At 69.5% G+C, this 18384-nt stretch carries 13 protein-coding genes; 3 read left to right on the forward strand and 10 right to left on the reverse strand.

Annotated features, from left to right (window positions below; all coding sequences use genetic code 11):
- Positions 1 to 669: 669 nt before the first annotated feature.
- Entirely contained in the window at positions 670 to 2103 is a 1434-nt protein-coding gene (locus ACSEEN_RS06540) for a lipase family protein (protein ID WP_440712680.1), read from the reverse strand.
- 216 nt (positions 2104 to 2319) lie between these two features.
- On the opposite strand from ACSEEN_RS06540, the gene ACSEEN_RS06545 reads away from it, so the two are divergent.
- On the forward strand, positions 2320 to 3237 hold the full coding sequence (locus tag ACSEEN_RS06545; protein ID WP_440712681.1) for an SMP-30/gluconolactonase/LRE family protein: 918 nt from the start codon (positions 2320 to 2322) through the stop codon (positions 3235 to 3237).
- Between the two features lie 98 nt (positions 3238 to 3335).
- Positions 3336 to 4406: a metallophosphoesterase gene (locus ACSEEN_RS06550; RefSeq protein WP_298440961.1), complete on the forward strand. Its 1071-nt coding sequence runs from the start codon at positions 3336 to 3338 to the stop codon at positions 4404 to 4406.
- Positions 4407 to 4418: 12 nt separating this feature from the next.
- Here the strand turns inward: ACSEEN_RS06550 and ACSEEN_RS06555 are convergent, their stop codons facing one another.
- The 7 genes from ACSEEN_RS06555 to ACSEEN_RS06585 form a co-directional block, all read right to left on the reverse strand.
- Entirely contained in the window at positions 4419 to 5957 is a 1539-nt protein-coding gene (locus ACSEEN_RS06555; RefSeq protein WP_440712682.1) for an MFS transporter, read from the reverse strand.
- Complete coding sequence (locus ACSEEN_RS06560; protein ID WP_298440957.1) at positions 5954 to 6496, reverse strand: TetR/AcrR family transcriptional regulator; 543 nt, start codon at positions 6494 to 6496, stop codon at positions 5954 to 5956. Before ACSEEN_RS06560 ends, ACSEEN_RS06555 begins: the two co-directional genes overlap by 4 nt.
- Before the next feature lie 125 nt (positions 6497 to 6621).
- Positions 6622 to 7386 carry a MerR family transcriptional regulator gene (locus tag ACSEEN_RS06565; RefSeq protein ID WP_298440955.1) on the reverse strand — a complete coding sequence of 255 codons (765 nt, stop codon included), beginning with the start codon at positions 7384 to 7386 and terminating at the stop codon, positions 6622 to 6624.
- Positions 7387 to 7491: 105 nt separating this feature from the next.
- Entirely contained in the window at positions 7492 to 8628 is a 1137-nt protein-coding gene (locus ACSEEN_RS06570; RefSeq protein ID WP_440712683.1) for a PDR/VanB family oxidoreductase, read from the reverse strand.
- Complete coding sequence (locus ACSEEN_RS06575) at positions 8628 to 9524, reverse strand: metal-dependent hydrolase (RefSeq protein ID WP_298440952.1); 897 nt, start codon at positions 9522 to 9524, stop codon at positions 8628 to 8630. The genes ACSEEN_RS06570 and ACSEEN_RS06575 overlap by 1 nt, the downstream gene beginning before the upstream one ends.
- 35 nt (positions 9525 to 9559) lie before the next feature.
- Positions 9560 to 11332 (reverse strand): SDR family oxidoreductase, encoded by a 1773-nt coding sequence (locus tag ACSEEN_RS06580; RefSeq protein ID WP_440712684.1) that lies wholly within the window; start codon positions 11330 to 11332, stop codon positions 9560 to 9562.
- A 104-nt stretch (positions 11333 to 11436) separates the two neighbouring features.
- Positions 11437 to 12690: a pyridoxal phosphate-dependent aminotransferase gene (locus tag ACSEEN_RS06585; RefSeq protein ID WP_440712685.1), complete on the reverse strand. Its 1254-nt coding sequence runs from the start codon at positions 12688 to 12690 to the stop codon at positions 11437 to 11439.
- A gap of 64 nt (positions 12691 to 12754) precedes the next feature.
- Between ACSEEN_RS06585 and ACSEEN_RS06590 the strand changes: the two genes are divergently transcribed.
- Positions 12755 to 13648: an exodeoxyribonuclease III gene (locus ACSEEN_RS06590; RefSeq protein WP_298440946.1), complete on the forward strand. Its 894-nt coding sequence runs from the start codon at positions 12755 to 12757 to the stop codon at positions 13646 to 13648.
- A 66-nt stretch (positions 13649 to 13714) separates the two neighbouring features.
- On the opposite strand, the gene ACSEEN_RS06595 is transcribed toward ACSEEN_RS06590, so the two are convergent.
- Positions 13715 to 14374 (reverse strand): DUF1361 domain-containing protein, encoded by a 660-nt coding sequence (locus tag ACSEEN_RS06595; protein WP_440712790.1) that lies wholly within the window; start codon positions 14372 to 14374, stop codon positions 13715 to 13717.
- Positions 14375 to 14716: 342 nt separating this feature from the next.
- Positions 14717 to 18175: a (Fe-S)-binding protein gene (locus tag ACSEEN_RS06600; protein ID WP_440712686.1), complete on the reverse strand. Its 3459-nt coding sequence runs from the start codon at positions 18173 to 18175 to the stop codon at positions 14717 to 14719.
- Positions 18176 to 18384: the final 209 nt, after the last annotated feature.

An 18384-nucleotide genomic window follows, 5' to 3' on the forward strand; every position in this document is an offset into this window, starting at 1 on the left:
TTTGCAGCAGCTCGCGCATCAGATCCGGTGACGCGTCGGCGAGGGCTTGGCCAAGCAGGCCTGCAGGGTCGACAATATGAGGTGCGGTCATCGTGATGACTCCGTTCGAGGATTCTTTAGACGGTTGACTCGAAGGATCACACGGTGGCCGCTCTACGTCCGTCCCGACACGAAGTCGGAGACGATCTCGGCCACCGAGTTACACCACCTTATGGGGCACTACTACGGTCGCCCCGACCGGTCCGAAGCCCCGGCCCCGTCCGCGGCCGGACAACCGCCGCACCATTCCGAACCCGATTCCCGGTCTGCCCCCGATCGTCATCGGCTGAGCGCTCGCCAGGAGCTTGGCTTCGACTCAGCCGGGCCCGAGGGCCCGTCTGGTTCAGCCGGCGTGGTGAATGGCCGGTCGGTGTGACGGACGGCGGCTGGCGGCTCGGGCCGTCGTGAGGCGTGGGTAGACGTCAGCCTGGTGGGGGCGCTGTGGCGGCCGACGTGGTGAGTTGCGGGTCGGGTGACGAGCGGGCGCCGGGCTGGTGGAGAGGGCCGTCATGCGATGTGTTCAGGTGTCAGCTTGGTGTGGCGCGCGCGGTGGGGACGGCGTGATGAATGCCGGGCGATGTGGCGAGTAGTCGGCAGACCGGTGTGGCGGGCCGTCGTGCGGCGTGGGGGTCAGGAGGCCTTCGGCTTCGGGCACTCGCTGGTCGCGGGGACGCCACGGAGGCGGGCGTCGAGCCAGTCGAGGACACCCGGATAGCCGATCAGCGCCGCCGACAGGTGCTCGCCGAGCACCTCCCGGTAGGTCGCGTTCGCGCCGAGCCGGCACTGCTCGGCGTAGAGGTTCCGGGCGCCCTGCACCGGGATCCAGATCTCCTGCGCGCCGTGATAGATGTACAGCGGTACGGCCGACTTCTTGTCGGCCATCTGGGTCACCCGGTAGATGTGCTCGGCCACCGCGGAGTTGAACGGATCGGGGTCGCTCGACAACAGCTGCGCCGGAAGCTGGAACGGAGCGGCGAGGCCGTAGCTGGAGCCGCACGAATCCTTGAACGTCGACGTGGCCAGCTGCGCGCCGAGGTTGTTGGCCATGTCCAGGATCTCCGGCCGTTCCCGGGCGACGCCGAGGGTGGCCGCGAGCATCACGCCCGTCGCCACGTTCTCGTTCATCGCGCCGGCGAGCATCCGGAAGTCGGCGGGCACGCCGCCGAGGGCCGCCCCGACCATCCGCGGGACCAGATCCGGCGCGTAGTCGGCGAGCACCTTCGCGGTGCCGTCGGTGGCGATCGCGCCGCCGGAATAGCCGGTCACCGCGACCCGGCTGGCCGCGTACTTCGCGGGCGCGTACTTCGCGGCGGCCCGGATGGCGTCGAGCACGATGTGGCCGGCCATGGTCGGCTCGGCGTAGGCCTCGCGCGGTCCTTCGTGGTCGGGCACGATCACGGTGTAGCCACGGGACAGCGCCCACTGCGTGGTCGGCGGGAACAGGTCGGTCTGGTTGGTCTTGTCGGAGAGGCCGTGGGCCAGGGTGTAGCCGGCGGTGCACTTGACGCCGAGACCGTTGATCGGGACGTTGTTCACCAGGATCGGCCGGTCGCCGGGCCCGTGCCACGCCTCCCGCGGCTCGATGACGGTGGCCGTGCCGAAGATCGGCTGGCCCTGGACGTCCGTGGAGCGGTACTTCAGCATCGTCGCGCGGGCGATGGGGACGGTCACCAGGAATCCCGCGGTGCCCGACACATCGCGGGTCGCCAGCACGTCGCCCGGCTTGCGCTTGTCCAGCCCGGCGGGCCACCGGTCGAACATCGGATCGCCGACCGGTGACGGCAGGACGGCATTACGCAGTTCGAGCGTCGCGTGGCTGTAGCCGGGCGCCTGTGCGCGCTGCGGGATGGTCTTCAGCGTCGGGATCGTGGCCGGCGGCACGATCCGGTCGACGCCGTCGATCACCTGGCCCGGGAGGGGTCGAAGATTCGGCGGGGTGGCCTGGGCGGTGTTCGCCGGACCCGCGGGGCCGGTGGGATCGGCGGAACTCGGTGAGGCCGAGGCGGCCAGCAGGATCGTCGCGGTGGCGGCGCAGGCGAGGCTGCGGAGGACGGGGCGGCGCATTGTGTCAACGCTATCGTCGGATGACGTCGGTGACGCGCGTCGGACGGTCTCGATTCGACGACAGTTTGAGACTGATGTGGCTGATGTGATTTGGACGTCAAGGTGCCGGGTTTGGTGTCGTGCACCAATCGGGCAGGCGATTTCCGGACCGCGCGACGATTCCGCCCGCGAGCGGTCGCGAGTAGCGTCGTGCGCGTGCATAGTCTGCGAACTTCCGTGTTGTCCCTCGTCGCCGCGGCCGCTGCCGGAGTGGCGGGCGCGATCGCGCCGGTGGCCGCGGCGGGAGCCGATTCGTCGTGCGGACGGCTGACGACATCGGTCGCCGTTCCCGCGCGGACGCCGGTCGCCGACTGGTCGGAGAATCTCGCGTACGACGCGCAGGGCGACCTGTGGGTGACCAGAGTCCTGCGGGGGACGGTCGACCGCTACTCGCCGTCCGGCCGGAAGACCGGATCGGTCGCGGTGAGCGAGCCGGGTGGCATCGCGCAGGGGCCCGACGGGCTGATGTACGTCAACAGCGGCACCAGCCCGCTCAATGAAATCCCCGGCGGGCCCCGGCGCGGGACGGTGGTCCGTTTCGACCCCCGGCAGGCGGCGCCGAAGGCGCACGTCTTCGCCCGCGGATTCACCATGCCGAACGGTCTGACTTTCGGGCCCGACAGGGCGCTGTACGTCGCCGACAGCGGCGCCGGTCTGTTCCGGGTCCGTCCGAACGGGTCCATCGATCGGGGCTGGACGGCGCGTGCGCCGAAGGCGATGGCGCCCGGTCCGCTCGCACTGTCCTACGGCACCAACGGCATCACGGCGGTCGGCAGCCTGCTCTACGTCACGACCACCACCAGCGCCACCGGGCGCGTGGTGGTCGTGCCGATCGGCGACCCGGCGGCCGCCAAGGTTCTCGACCTCACCGCGCCGCTGCCCGGGACGCTCGACGATCTCGCCTTGCTGCCCGATGGGCGCCTAGCCGTCGCGAGCGCCACCGGCCGGCTGGTCGCGGTGAACCCCACGACCGGGGTGCGGTGCACCTACGACGTCGGGCAGCCGGTCACCTCCGTCGCCGTCGATCCGGCTGACCCGCACCGGCTCACCGCAGGCACCGAGTCGGGAGATGTTCTCTCCCTTCGTATTCGTTAGCGCGCCGTTCGATTCCGATGCGCGGGCGCGACGGGCGGGACACTTCCCGGCCACCGCGCGGCGGCGTCGCGTTCACGCTCGTATGCCACCATTCCGGCGTGACCGACAACAGTCCCCGGCCGGTCGATTCCGGCCTGAAACGACGTTCCCTTCTTGCGGGTGCCGCCGTCGCGGGTGCTGCCGCGACGCTCGGAGGTGGCCGGATCGGGAGCGGAACCGCCTCGGCCGCCACGCACTTCACGTTGCCGAAAGGCGCCGATCGCCTCCATGTCCTCGTCACCGGCGACGCGGGCACCGGCGAGGCGCCGCAGTTCGCCGTCACCCGGGCGGCGCGGGAGATCCACGCGCGTAAACCCTTCGACATCGCGTTGGGGCTGGGCGACAACATCTACGAGAGCGGCCCGAACGGTCCGGACGACGTCCAGTTCCACACCAAGTTCGAGAAGCCGAACGCGAGTCTCGACTTTCCGTGGCTGATGGCGCTCGGCAACCACGACAACTCGGCGGTCTTCCCCGGTGACGGCGGCTGGCTGCGGCGTGGCGACGCCGAGGTGGCCTATCATCGCCGGTCCCGGCGCTGGTACATGCCGTCGCGGTACTACTCGGTGGACCTCGGCGTGGCCGAGATCTTCGTGCTCGACGTCAACCCGCTCGCCGCGTACATTCCGCCGATCCTGTCACCGGAGTGGGAGCCCGGCGGCCGGTACATGACGGAGCAGGCGCGCTGGCTCGATCGCGGACTCCGCGCGTCGACGGCGCCGTGGACCATCGTCTGCACGCATCACCCGTACGCCAACAATGGTCCCCACGGTCCGGCCGGCGCCTTCGACGGCCTGCCCGCGCCGCTCAACGGCCAGTGGCTCAAGGACTTCCTCGAACGGCATGTCGCGGGCCGCGCGCACTTCCTGTTCTCCGGGCACGACCACAGCCAGCAGGTGCTCGACGCGGTGCCCGGACTCAAGGGCACCCGCCAGATCATCGCGGGCGCCGCCGCCAAGACCGTGCACGCGTCGTCGTCCCGGCGGTTCCGCGCGAGGTACGAGAACTACACGGACCGTGGATTCATGACGCTCGATGTGGAACCGGCCGCGGTGACGCTGACCGCCTATCAGGTGGCGGCCGGTCGCGCCGACGCGCGGAAGGCGTTCACGACGGTCTATCGCCGCTGACTCGCTCGCCGGTCAGTGCTGGATGTCGAGGTCCAGCCCGCGCGGGGTCAGCGCGAACACGACGAGTGCCGCGACGGTGAGCAGGATCGCGCCGACCAGGCCGACCTGAACCAGCGACTCGGTGAACGTGGACCGCGCTGCCTCGGCGAGCTCGGGCAGGTGGCGCTGCTCGGCGATCTCCAGCGCCTCGGCGAGGGAGTTGTCGGCTCCCGGGATCGGCGAATGGAGGCGGCCGGCGAAGATCACCGCCGAGATCGTGCCCAGCACGGCCACACCGAAGACGTTGCCGAGGTCGTAGGCGGTCTCCTCCAGCGCGGCGGCGTTTCCCGCCTTGTCCTGTGGGCTGCCGGACATGATCATCGCCGAGCCGATCGCCAGGGCGCCTGCGCCCGCGCCCTGCAGTCCCATCGCCGCAGCCACCCACCCGAGGCCCAGCGGCGCCGGTGCGAGGTAGAGGAGGGCGAAGCCGGCTGCGGGGAGCAGGAGGGCAAGTGTCATCACGACGCGCGCGCCGAGCATGTCGGTGAGCCATCGGGCGAACAGCGAGGTGACGATCGCGCCCGCCGCGAACGGAAGGAGGCGGTAGCCGGCCGCCAGTGGGGAGAATCCCTCGACCAACTGGAGCCACTGCGCCAGGAGGAGCAGGCCTCCGCCCATCGCGACCATCGAGAACAGGGCCGCCAGGATGCCCGCGGTCAGCTGGCGGCGCGTGAAGAGCCGTACGTCCAGGAGTGGATCGGGCCGATGCAGGCAGCGCAGGACGAAGGCGGTAAGCAGCCCGATCGACGCGATGAGCACGATCCACGCGGGGGCGTTCGCCAGACCGTCGGTGACGAAGTGCTTGCCGAACTCCTTGATGGACCAGACCAGTGCGGCCACGCCGGCGATCGACAGCAGCGATGAGAGCGCGTCCCACCGTCCGGTCACCGCGACCCGGGATTCGGGCAGCAGGACCGCCGCCGCGATCAGCGCGATGACCATCGGCGGGACGTTCACCAGGAACGCCGCGTGCCACGAGAAGTGTTCCAGCAGAAGGCCGCCGATGATCGGACCCACTGCGGCACCGGCGGCCGAGACCGCGGCCCAGACTCCGAGGGCGAGAGTCCGCTCGCGGTTGTCGGTGAAGCTGACGCGCAGCATCGACAGCGTGGTCGGCATGATCATCGCGCCGCCCAGGCCCAGGAGGGCGCGGAGGGCGATCACTGCGGCGGTGGAGTCGGCCCACAGCACGAGCAGTGAGGCCAGGCCGAAGAGGGCGAAGCCGATCATCAGCATTCGCCTGCGGCCCCAGCGGTCGGCGAGACCGCTCATCGTGATCAGCGAACCGGCCAGGATCAGCGAGTACGCGTCGACCATCCACAGTTGGCCGGTGGCCGACGGATGCAGTTCCGCGCTGATCGACGGCAGTGCGACGTTGAGGACCGTCAGGTCCATCACGACGGTCAGCAGCGCGAGAGACAGGACGGTGAGCGACGCCCAGCGCCGCCACGGCGGCAGTTCGTCGCGCAGGGTGCCGTCCGGCTTGATCGCGGGGGCGTCGAGGACGTTCACTTCGGCTCCATCAAGGTGCGGGTGAGGTGTTCGAGGAGGGCGAGATCGAGGGGCTCGTCGTGCAGGGCGGCATGCATGCAGGCGCCGTCGACGAAGACCGCCAGCAGGCGCGCGGTCGTCGGGTCGGTCAAGGTGCTCAGGAGGGTCACCAGGCCGTCGAACCAGCGACGGCTCAGGGCGACCAGTTCGGGTCGTGCGAGGGCGCCGATGTAGAGCGCGACCTCGGTGCGGACGCGGTCGGTATCGGTCAGATAGTCGTGGAAGAGACGGGCGACGGTCTCCGGCGACCGGTCACTCGCCGCGAGCAGGTCGGTCGTCTCGGCGAGATCGGCGTCGACGCCGGCCGCGAGGAGTTCCAGCGCCGCGGCGGTCAGGTCGTCGAGGGAGGCGAAGTAGTAGGTGGTGGATCCCAGCGGGACGCCGGCCTTCTGGGCGACCAGTCGGTGGGTCAGCTTGGCGCCGCCGTCTCTCAGCAGGTCGGCTGCGGCGCCGACGATTTGCTCGCGGCGGCCGTTCGGATCGCGTTTGGGGGTCGACACGATGGCATCTCCTGTCCTGCGGGGGACCTGTACAAAAGTACATGTACATTTGTACAGGCGCAATGGAGCACGTCAACGACACTGTTCCGGATGTGGCCACGACCCCTATCGGCGGGCGGGTGGAGTTACGCGGTGTCCGCGGCGCGCTCGCTGTGGCGGCGCGCCTTGGCGATGGCGAGGTAATCGTCGAGCTGGCGGCCGAGTTCCCGATCGAGCGCGCGGTTCAGGGTGTTGTGCGCCGCGATACGGCCGGTGAGGCGGAGCTGGCGGACGAAGGTCATCGCCCAGTCCTCCTCTTCGTCGCTCTCCGGGATCCAGCCGTCGAAACGGCCCTCGGTGATGGCCGCGCGGCCCGCCGTGATGAGGGTGCGGGCGGCGACCTGAAGGTCGTCCTCGAGCCGGCGCTGCAGATCGAGGATGTAGGTCAGCGGGATGCCGATCGCCATCAGCGAGCGGTAGGCGTCGAGGGTGTCGGTGTCGGTGGCCAGGTACTCGTCCCCGTCGAGCTTGTTGACCAGACCGAAATCGATCAGTCGCTGCACCACGTCCGGGTCGTCGGTGCCGAGTTGCTCGTGCAGCTGCGCCGCCGTCATCCGCTGGGTGGGCGTGCGCTGAATCGGCTCGGCGAGGAGGTCCTTCAGTCCGAGGACTTCGACCAGGTCGTCGCCCCGTTGCAGTCCGGAGATGAAGTCGTTGATGTGCGCCATCGTGAAGCCGCGGCCGAGCAGGTCGGCGATCACCCGCAAGCGCGCGAGGTGCTGGTCGGTGTAGATGGCGACCCGGCCGCGCCGGATGGGGCGCGGGATGAGGCCACGGTCCTGATAGCCCCGCACATTGCGGACGGTGGTGCCCGCGGCCCGCGCCAAGTCCTCGATCCGGTATTCGGTCATGACGTCGATTGTGGCAGAGGCGTCGAGCGGGGTGGTCTCGACTTCGCTCGACCGTCGTGGGATTTCGCTCGACCGTCGTGGGATTTCGCTCGGCCGTCGTGGAAGTCAGGCGTCGACGGACAGTTCCGGGGAGTGGCAGCGGGAGACGCAGGGCAGGAAGTACCCGGCCTCGCGTTCGGGTTCGGTGAGCAGGCCGTCGCGGTGGTCCACCTCGCCGGCCGTGGAGTGCATCTTGCAGGCGCCGCAGAAACCCTGCTGACACGAGTAGGGCGCATCCGGGCGGACCGCGCGTATGACGGTCAGCACCGACTGATCGGCGGGGACGGTGAGACGTTCCCCGGTCGAGTTGAGCACCACCTCGAACTCGGTGCCGTCGACGATCGGCGGCGGCGAGAAACGCTCGTAGTGCAGTTCGATGTCGCCGCGTCCGACGAGATGGGTGCGCAGCGCCTCCAGCATCACGACCGGGCCGCAGCAGTAGATCGCGAGGTCGGTCTCGCCGTGCGGGCGCCGCGTGGTCGGCCCGACCAGCTCGTCCATCGACGGCAGGCCGTCGACGTCGTCGGTGCGGACGGTCACCTTGTCGCCGTAGCGGGCCAGCTCGTCGATGAAGGGGATGGAGTCGGCGCTGCGGCCGGAGTAGATCATCGACCACTCGACGCCGAAGCGGTCGGCCATCGCGAGCATCGGCAGGATCGGGGTGATCCCGATGCCGGCGGCGATGAACCGCAATCGCGGTGCCGCGGAACCGAATCCGGGCAGCGCGACGGGAAAGGCGTTGCGCGGGCCGCGGATCGTGACGGTGTCGCCGACGGACAGGGTGTCGTGCACCTCGATCGACCCGCCGCCGCCCTCGGGGATGCGGCGCACGGCGATGCGGTAGGTACGACGGTCTCCGGGATCCCCGCACAGCGAATACGAGCGCATCCGGCCCGAGGGCAGATGCAGGTCGAGATGGGCGCCGGGATGCCACTCGGGGAGCACCGACCGGTCCGCGGCCGCGAAGGTCAGCGCGATGACGTTCTCGTCCTGGGCCACCACCTCGCGCCCGACGATCTCCAGCGTGCGCAGGCCGTCGTCGGCGGGCAGCGGGCGCAGCCGTTCGAGCGCCCCCCAGAACGGGAACCAGGTCTTGCGCAGCCCGGTGGTCACCCGAAGCAGGGGATCACGCCGCCACCGGCCGTACAGGTGCGGCGGCTCGGTGGTGAAGCTCGTCGTGTGCTCGTGGAAGATGTGGTTCATCAGACCGCCTGCCGGGCACCCGGGGATGAGGCGAGATAGGCCACGGCCTGCGCGGTGTCACCGATGTCGGTGGGCTGGAAGGTCGGCCGGAAGTAGGTGAAGGTGGCCAGCAGGAGATGCCGGATCTTCGGCAGCACGTTCGCCCGCCCACCGCGCCAGTACCCGGTGAACTTGCCGATCATGCCGATGTTCACCGAGTCGTCCGAGTTCATGATGAAGCGGAAGCCGCGCACCAGGAGCAGGGCCAGGAACGGCAGTGCCAGGGCCATCGCCCGCGCCCGGTGGACCATGCTGTCCGCGAAATACGCCGCGGCGTCGTGCGCGACGGCGCGGTGCTCCACCTCTTCGGCGCCGTGCCAGGTGAACAGATCGGTCATGTTCGGGTCGGCGCCGGCCTCCGCCCACGAACAGTTCAGGGCGAAGTCGCCGAGGATCGCGGTGTAGTGCTCGATCGCGGCGATCAGCCACAGCCGCTCGATCAGGTGCTTCTGCCGCTGTTCCGGGGTGCCGCCGTCGCGCGGGCCGAGGGCGCGCCGGAAGATCCACTCCATCTGGTCGGTGTACGCCTTGGTCTCGATGCCGTGGCGGTTCAGCCACTCCACGACGGCCTTGTCGTGCGCCTCGGCGTGCATCGCCTCCTGCCCGATGAATCCGCGCATGTCGGCGGCGAGGGCCTCGTCGTTGATCATCGGCAGCGCCTCGTTGAAGGTCTGCACGAACCAGCGCTCGCCTTCGGGGAGAAGGAGATTCAGCACGGTGATGAAGTTGGACGCGACCGGATGGCCGGGGATCCAGTGCAGCGGGGCCGCCGAGAGGTCGAAGCGGACGTTGCGGGCGTGCAGCTCCACCTTGCCCGGATCGGTTTCCGGAGTGGACTGGTTCGGGTGCCGGGTCATCGTTGACTCCTGCCTTGGTCGGAACGGGGGAACGGCTACTTCGCGAGCTTGGCCCGGGCGGCGATACGCGACGCCCACGGGAAGAACCGGTAGGAGCGGTAGCCGAACTTGGCCTCCGGGGTCACCGGAACGACGGCCTTGTTGGCGAGGATGGCCTTCACGATGTCGCGTGCCACCTTGTCCGGGGTGAAGCCGCGGCGCGCGTAGAAGTCGTCGATCCGCTTGCGGTTGCCCGCCTCGTCGTCGACCCCGGCGATCTCGGTGGCGGCGGTGATGTTGGTGTGCACGATGCCGGGGCAGATCGCGGTGACGCCGATGCGGTGTTCGGCCAGCTCGGCGCGCAGCGACTCGCAGAACATCAGCACGCCGGCCTTGGTGGCCGAGTAGAGCGCCATGTCGCGCTGCGGGGTGAACGCGGATGCCGACGAGAGGTTCACGATGTGGCCGCCGACGCCGCGCTCGACCATCTGGCGGCCGAAGGCGCGGCTGCCCGAGATCACGCCGCGCAGATTGATCGCCAGGATGCGGTCGACCTGTGCGTCGGACGCCGCCAGCGCGGAACCGGCCAGTGCGATACCCGCGTTGTTGACGACGATGTCGGGTACGCCGTGGGCCGCGCGCACCGCCTCGGCGAACTCGTCGACGGCCTCGGTGCTCGACACGTCGAGCGGGTACACGCTGGTCAGGACGCCCTTGGCCTTGCACTCGGTGGCGGTCTCCTCGGCGCCGTCGACGTTGATGTCGGCGAGCACCACCTCGCACCCGAGCTCGGCGAGCGCGTACGCGGTCTCCCGGCCGATGCCGCTGCCCGCGCCGGTGATCACGGCCAGTTTGCCGCCGAGCCGCTGCGGCGGGCCGAGCCGGCGCGCCCGGTCGATGGTGTTCGGGGCGCTCGACGTGCCGTTCTCGATCAGGTCGATGAACTCGCGCGCGGTCGCGGCGACGTACCCGGGCTTGGTGTACGGCAGCCAGTGGCCGGTGGGGCTGTCCTTGCGCCAGAGCTTGCTCGCGTGCGTGTGCGTGTACTGGTAGATCGCCGGGCGCAGCGCGATGTCGCGGTCGTTGACCACTTCGAGCACCGGTACATCGGTGGGCCGCGGATCCGGGTGGGCCAGCTTCTGCCGGATGTTGGCGCTGTAGAAACGCAGGCCGGACACCATGTCCTGCTTCAGGGTGTCGCCGAGTGACACGTTCTCGCGCGGGGTGCCCTCGATGACGTGCAGGAACTCGGTCCACAGTTTCTCCGAGCCGACGGCCGAGAAAAACAGCTGCGGCAGTACCGGCAACTGGAAGAAGCCGGTGTACGCCGACGACGCGACCTGCGACAGGGCGCGGGCGAGGTTGCCGGGCGTCGGATGCGCCAGATTGGCGCGCGCCCACTCGCCGAGGTAGTCCAGGTTGGGGCCGGACACCGAGGTGAAGCTCTTGATGCGCTGCTGCGCGCCGGGCCGGGTCACCGCCTCCCAGGTCTGCACGCTGCCCCAGTCGTGCGCCAGCAGGTGGACCGGCCGACCGGGGCTGACGGCGTCGATCACGTCGAACAGGTCGTCGGCGAGGTGCGTGAGCGCGTAGGCCTCGACGTGCTCGGGTCGGGTGCTCTCGCCGTATCCGCGGGTGTCGTACGCGATGACGCGGAGGTCGTCGCCGAGCAGGGGCGCGACGCGATCCCACAGGTGATGGGTGTCGGGCCAGCCGTGGACCAGGATCACCGTCGGCCGGCCGGCCTTGCCGGAGCCGGGGGAGTCGAGCTCGAAGACCGCGATCTCGACCTCGTCGTTCGACACGGTGGAGCGGTGCCAGGAAACCATGGGTGCATTCTCCTCTGGAAGGCCGGTTTCACTGGACGTTACCACTCGTCACAGATAAGTGGTAGCAAAAGTTAGCACCCGGGAGGAGGCCGGGCGCCGACCCGCTACTGCCGGTACGACGAGAGGAAGTTGCCGATCCGGTCGATGGCCTCGGACAGGTCCTGCGCCCACGGCAGTGTGACGATCCGGAAGTGCGCGGTGTCGTCGAGATTGAAGCCGCTGCCCTGGACCACCAGGATCTTCTCCTGGAGCAACAGGTCCTGGACGAACTTCTCGTCGTCGTGGATCTCGTGCACGTTCGGATCGAGCTTGGGGAACGCGTAGAGCGCGCCCTTCGGCGTGACGCAGCTGACGCCGGGGATCTGGTTGAGCTTGTCGACCGTGACGGTGCGCTGCTCGTACAGCCGGCCGCCCGGGGCGCACAGCGCGTCGATCGACTGGTAGCCGCCGAGCGCCACCTGAATGGCGTGCTGGCCGGGTACGTTGCTGCACAGCCGGGTCGACGCCAGGGTGTGCAGGCCCTCGATGAAGCCCTTCGCGTGGTCCTTCGGACCGGTGATGACGACCCAGCCGGCGCGGTAGCCGCACACCCGGTAGGCCTTGGACAGGCCGTTGAAGGTGAGCACCAGCATGTCGGGGGCCAGCGAGGCGATCGAGGTGTGCACGGCGTCGTCGTACAGGATCTTGTCGTAGATCTCGTCGGCCAGGATCAGCAGCGAGTGCCTGCGGGCGATCTCGACGATCCCGGCCAGCACCTCGCGCGAGTAGACGGCGCCGGTCGGGTTGTTCGGGTTGATCACGACGATCGCCTTGGTGCGGTCGGTGATCTTGGCCTCGATGTCGGCGAGGTCGGGATTCCAGTCGGCGGCCTCGTCGCACTTGTAGTGCACGGGCGTGCCGCCGGAGAGCGCGGTCATCGCCGTCCACAGCGGGTAGTCGGGCGAGGGGATCAGCACCTCGTCGCCGTCGTTCAGCAGCGCCTGCATGGTCATGGTGATCAGCTCGGAGACCCCGTTGCCGAGCAGTACGTCGTCGACGTCGAAGTAGGGGAACTCGCTGATCAGCTCGTAGCGCGTGACGATGGCGCGGCGGGCCGGGAGCACGCCGAGCGAGTCGGAGTAGCCCTGCGAGAAGGGCAGGGCGTGGATCATGTCGCGCATGATCACGTCGGGGGCCTCGAAGCCGAACAGGGCGGGGTTGCCGATGTTGAGCTTCAGGATGCGGTGGCCCTCGGCCTCCATGCGCGCCGCGTGCTCGTGCACCGGTCCCCGGATCTCGTAGCACACGTTCTTGAGCTTGTCGGACTGCTCGAGGGTGCGCAGGTTCAGGTTCTGGTGGGATACATGCGGTCGGCTCACGGGTTCCATTCTGACAGCCGGGGGCAAATGGATTCCCTGCGACGGGTCCGGCAGGGTGATGGTCATGGTGCAGCTGCGCGGACCGGGCGACGACGGTGGGTTCGAGGTCGCGTCGTTCAATGTGAACGGGATCCGGGCGGCGCGCCGCCGGGGGTTCGGCGACTGGCTGGCGCAACGCGGACCCGAGGTGGTCGCGATCCAGGAGTTGCGGTGCGGCGCCGCCGATGTCGGCGAATTCCCCGGCTATCACGCGGCGTACGACGTCGGATCGATCCCGGGCCGCAACGGGGTGGCTGTGCTGACCCGGGTGGCGCCGGCGGCCGTGCGCAGCTGGGACGTGACGCCGCCGGTGGCGCGGGGACTGGGCGAGTTCGCCGCCGAGGGCCGTTACCTCGAGGTGGACCTGGCCGACCGGCCGCTGACCGTCGCCTCGCTGTATCTGCCCAAGGGCGGTCTGCCCGCGGACCTGCAGAAGCCGGGATCGATGCGCGAGAAGCCGGACGGCGGTGCCAAGCATGCGCGCAAGATGCGGTTCCTCGCGGCCTTCGCGCGGGAGCTGGACCGGAACCGCCGGGCGGCGCTGCGGTCCGGCCGGGAGTTCCTGCTGGTGGGGGATCTGAACATCGCCCACCGCGAGCACGACGTGACCAACTGGCGGCCGGCGCGCAAGATGGAGGGCTTTCTGCCCGAGGAGCGGGAATGGTTCGGCTCGATCATCGGGCCGCGGCGGCTGATCGACGTGGTGCGCCGCCTCCACGGCGACCGGCCGGGCCCGCTCACCTGGTGGAGCTGGGCGGGCGAGAGCTTCACCAAGGATGTCGGATGGCGGATCGACCACCAGCTCGCGACGCCGGGTCTGGCGCGCCGTGCGCGGTCGGTGCGGGTCGATAAGGAGCCCGCGGCCGACCGGCGGCTCTCCGATCACGCGCCGCTGGTCGTGCGATACGCCGAGGCTTGAGCCGGATCGTACCGACCCGCATGTGCGCCGCCGTGCCGTGTACGGCGTCGGTCTGACCCGTACGGGTCAGGCCGATCTGCCCGTTCGCGGTGGGGCGGCGATCGCCTCGTACGACCACACCGTCAGATAGGCCAGGGCGAGGAAGGCGGCGATCGCCGCGGCGACACCGGTGGATTCGACGGACGAGAGGGGATCGCGCACCCAGTCGAGAGTCCCGGTCACCACCGCGTCGGGGCGATCGATCAGATCCCAGGAGTTCCAGCGCTGGAAGCGGCCGATCACCACACCGACCGCGCACAGCGCGACGCTCGCGGCTATCACCGCCCAGCCGGCGATGCGGCCGAACCCGGCGGCGATCCGCCGATGCACGAGCCGCATCGACACCACGCCGAGCATGATCCCGGTCCAGGCGGCCACCCCGTACTGCAGCACGTGGCGCCACAGGTCGTAACCCTCGCGGAGGTGCACCAGGTCGGTGATCAGATACGGCGCGTTGGGCAGGAACGCGAGCCACAGGAGACCGAGCGGCAGCAGCCAGATCCGGCGGCGCACGACCGCGAACGCGAGGGCGAAGGCCAGTGGGATCCACGCGAGAAACAGATTCCAGATCAGGAACCGGCTCGGATAGCTCAGGGGCGCGGCCGGATCGGTGACGCCGAGGACCGCGGTGAGCGCCGACGTGCCGGCCAGCGCGGCGATCAGGACGAAGAACCGGGGATCGGTCAGGCGGATCGCCGGACCGACTGGGTGGGACCGCACGGGTGAGGTGCCAGGGCCGGGGAACTCGTCGGTCGGGTACTCGGCGGAGGTCATGGCGACCACGGTAGGCGAGGTGCCTGAGATACGGCTTCCCCCGTCTGTGGCGGGGCAGAACTCGATGATGCACCGCCAGCGTTGATGTTGCGACAGCGCCGTTGGCCGGTCATCCCCGGGGGAGCTGCGACGCCTGGTCTGCCCACTCTGAGCGACAACGACGTCGAGGCGAGGATGTTTGACGAAAGCCCGGATGCGCGACGGCCCGGACTCCACTCGGAGTCCGGGCCGTCTGTCGCTGCTACCTGCGCCGGGCTACTTGCCGGGGCGCTTCTTGCCCGCGGCCATGCCGAAGCCCTTGGCCTTGCCCTCGGTGCCCGCGGTGGTGGCGGCACCGGCCGCCGCGACCTCGGTCTCGGCGGCGATCGCCGCGTCAGCGACCTGCGCGTCGGACTCGGCGTCCACGGACTCGGCGGTGTCCTCGGTGACCGGGGCATCGTCGAGGGTCACGTCCTCGATCGGCTCCGCCGCGGGTGCCTCGGCGGCCGGAGCGGGCTTCTTCAACCCGCCGCCGGGCTTCTTGAGGCCACCGGCCATGCCGAAGCCCTTGGCCTTGCCCTGCGTCGCCTCGGTGGTCGCGGCCGCGGTCTCCGCGGCCTGCTCCTGCGCCGACTCCGCCATTGCGGCGGCGCCCGGATCGACGGCTTCGATCTCCTCGGCGATCTCGGCGTCGACATCGGCCGGAGTCGCCGTGGCAGCGGCGGGCTTGGGAGCGCCGGTGCCATTCGGCCCGCTCGCTGCGCTCCCGGCGCCGGGCTTCTTGACACCCGGCTTTTTGAGCCCGCCGGCCATACCGAAGCCCTTGGCGTTGCCCTCGGTCGCCGAGGTGGTCGCCTCGGCCGCCACCGCGGTGTCGGCCGGAGCCGGCTCGGTCGTCGCGGCTTCGGCGGCCTCAGCGGCGCCGGGCTTCTGGAGCCCGCCGGGCTTCTTCAAGCCACCCGGCTTCTTCAGACCTCCCGGCTTCTTGAGACCGTTCGGCGCGGTCTCGGCGGCCGGAGCCTCCGTGGCCGCTGCCTCCGCGACGGGAGCCTCTGCCGCACCGGGCTTCTTGAGCCCGCCAGGCTTCTTCAGGCCACCGGGCTTCTTCAGACCGCCCGGCTTGGCGAGGCCGCCCTCGGCGGGTGCCGCGGCTTGTGCGGCCGGGGCCGCGGCACCGGGCTTCTTCAGGCCACCGGGCTTCTTGAGTCCGCCCGGCTTGGCCAGACCGCCCTCGGCGGGTGCGGCCGGTGCGGCGGCTTCCGCGGCACCCGGCTTCTTCAAGCCGCCGGGCTTCTTGAGTCCGCCCGGCTTGGCCAGACCACCGGCCGCCGGTGCCGCCGCCGCGGGTGCCGCGGCCTTGACCGCGGGCGCGGCCTTGACCGGTGCGGGCTCCGGCTCGGGTTCGGGCTCCGGTTCCGGCTTGGCGACCCACTTGGGGCCGTGGTGCTTGTCGCCGCGGGTCACGCCCTCGGGCCGGCCGCGCTTGACGCCCTCCAGGATCATCTGGGCGACGTCGACCACCTCGACCTTCTCTTCGAGCTCGGTGCCCGAGGTCTGGGCGGTGACGCCGTCGGTCAGCATCACGCGGCAGAACGGGCAGCCGGTGGCGATCAGCTTGGTGTCTTCGCCGTCCGGGGTGCCGGAGAGGGTGTCGAGGGCTTCGTCGACGCGGTCGATATTGATCCGCTTGCCGATCTGCTCCTCCATCCACATGCGCGCGCCGCCGGCACCACAGCACATGGAGCGTGAGCCATGGCGCGGCATCTCGGTGAGGGTGGAGCCGGAGGCCTCCATCAGTTCACGCGGCGCGTCGTAGATGGTGTTGTGGCGACCCAGGTAGCAGGGGTCGTGGTAGGTGACCTCGCGGCCGCCGACCGGCGCCACCGGAACCAGGCGCTTCTCCCGCACCAGGCGGTTGAGCAGCTGGGTGTGGTGGACCACCTCGTACTGACCCGCGCTGGCCTCGCCGTTCAGCGACGCCACCTGCGGGTACTCGTTGTAGATCGCGTTGAAGCAGTGGGCACACGTCACGACGATCTTGCGGCGCTGCTGCGGGGCGGTGCCGAAGAGCTCGTTGAAGGTCTCGATGTTCTGCTGCGCCAGCATCTGGAACAGGAACTCGTTGCCCGCGCGCCGGGCGGAGTCGCCGGTACAGGTCTCGCCCTGACCCAGGACCATGAAGTCGACGGCGGCGATGTTCAGCAGCTCGGCGACGGCCTTGGTGGTCTTCTTGGCGCGGTCCTCGTAGGCGCCGGCACAGCCGACCCAGAACAGGTACTCGTAGCCCTCGAACGACTCGACGTCCTGGCCGTAGACCGGCACGTGGAAGTCGAGTTCGTCGATCCAGGCGGTGCGCTGGGCCTGCGGCTGGCCCCAGGGGTTGCCCTTGTTCTCCAGGTTCTTGAACAGGCCGGCCAGTTCGGTCGGGAAGTCCGACTCGATCAGCACCTGGTAGCGCCGCATGTCGATGAAGTGGTCGATGTGCTCGATGTCGACTGGGCACTGTTCCACGCAGGCACCGCAGGTGGTGCAGCTCCACAGGGCTTCGGCGTCGATGATCGCGCCGGTGGTGCCCTCGGACTCGCCGACCAGCTTGCGCTCGGCCATGGTGCGGGCGGCCTCGGGGATCTTGGCGAGCCGGGCCTCGTCGGGGTTGCCCTCGGCGTCGACCAGCCCGACCTCGTTGCCCTCCATGTCCTTCTTGCCGCCGGCGATCAGGTACGGGGCGCCGCCGAGCGCCTGGTCGCGGAGCGACATGATCATCAGCTTCGGCGACAGGGGCTTACCGGTGTTCCACGCCGGGCACTGGCTCTGGCAGCGGCCGCACTCGGTGCAGGTGGTGAAGTCGAGCAGGTCCTTCCACGAGAAGTCGTCGATCTTGCCCGCGCCGAACGAGTCGACGTCCGGATCGGCGGTCTCCATCTCCAGGACCTTGCCGTTGCTCATCATCGGCTTGATCGCGCCGAGCGCGGGGGTGCCGTCGCTCTCCCGCTTGAAGAAGATGTTGGGGAACGCGGCGAAGCGGTGCCAGGCGACGCCCCAGTCGATGTTGTAGCCGACGACGGCGAGCCAGATCATGCCGCTCATGAGCTTGATGACGGCCGCCGCGGTGACCCAGTAGTGCGAGGGGTGGCCGAACAGCTCGGCGAAGTAGTGGGTGAAGAACGACGTCCAGATCGGTGGGTTCTCCATGCCCGTCGCGATCTTGAAGGTCTTCACGAAGATCATGCCGAGGCCCTCGATGAGGACGACGAGTTCGACGAAGTAGGCCGCCTTGAAGTCCGAGCCGCCGAACCGGGACAGCCGCTTGGGGACGCGCGGGTGGTTCAGCTGACGGATGATGATCAGGGTGGTGATACCGATGACGGTGCCCAGGCCGAGGACCTCGTCGGCGAAGATGTAGATGTCCCACGCACCGATGACCGGCCAGTGGAAGTGCGGATCGAAGATCTGCCCGTACGCCTCGAACCAGAAGATGGCGCCGATCAGGAAGCCGAACATGACGAGCCAGTGGGCCCAGCCGACGGTCCGGAACTTCACCATCCGGGTGTGACCGACGAACTCTTTCAGCATCGTCCAGAATCGGGAGCCCAGGTAGGCGAAGCGTGTTCGCTCGACCTTCTCGCCCTGGGCGATCGCGAGCACCATCTTGCCGACGCCGCTGAGGAAGATCGCCCAGCAGAAGAGGCTGATGATCGCCGCGATGGATCCGATCACAACCGTCGTGGTCGTCATGGGATGTACCGGCCTTTCTTGAGGTCGTTACCGCGGTCGCGCGCCGACAGCCCGGAGGATGGCGCGAAACCCGACATGTATTCGGTAATACCGTAGAGGTTCGACCGTGCTCAGCGCCGCCAAGGTTTACCTAACTTGGCAGGTGAGACGGGTCCTCCCGGGACATTACTCGTGAGTAATAAAGCAAGCCAGCCCGCGCGTGCGCACTG

The sequence above is a fragment of the Gordonia marina genome (assembly GCF_052036135.1).
Classification (GTDB): domain Bacteria; phylum Actinomycetota; class Actinomycetes; order Mycobacteriales; family Mycobacteriaceae; genus Gordonia.

Excerpts from the sequence above, each read along its gene's own strand:
- ACSEEN_RS06540 (WP_440712680.1), bottom strand. The coding sequence starts at position 2,103 with ATGCGCCGCCCCGTCCTCCGCAGCCTCGCCTGCGCCGCCACCGCGACG.
- ACSEEN_RS06565 (WP_298440955.1), bottom strand. The coding sequence starts at position 7,386 with ATGACCGAATACCGGATCGAGGACTTGGCGCGGGCCGCGGGCACCACC.
- ACSEEN_RS06570 (WP_440712683.1), bottom strand. The coding sequence starts at position 8,628 with ATGAACCACATCTTCCACGAGCACACGACGAGCTTCACCACCGAGCCG.
- ACSEEN_RS06575 (WP_298440952.1), bottom strand. The coding sequence starts at position 9,524 with ATGACCCGGCACCCGAACCAGTCCACTCCGGAAACCGATCCGGGCAAG.
- ACSEEN_RS06580 (WP_440712684.1), bottom strand. The coding sequence starts at position 11,332 with ATGGTTTCCTGGCACCGCTCCACCGTGTCGAACGACGAGGTCGAGATC.
- ACSEEN_RS06590 (WP_298440946.1), top strand. The coding sequence starts at position 12,755 with ATGGTGCAGCTGCGCGGACCGGGCGACGACGGTGGGTTCGAGGTCGCG.
- ACSEEN_RS06600 (WP_440712686.1), bottom strand. The coding sequence starts at position 18,175 with ATGACGACCACGACGGTTGTGATCGGATCCATCGCGGCGATCATCAGC.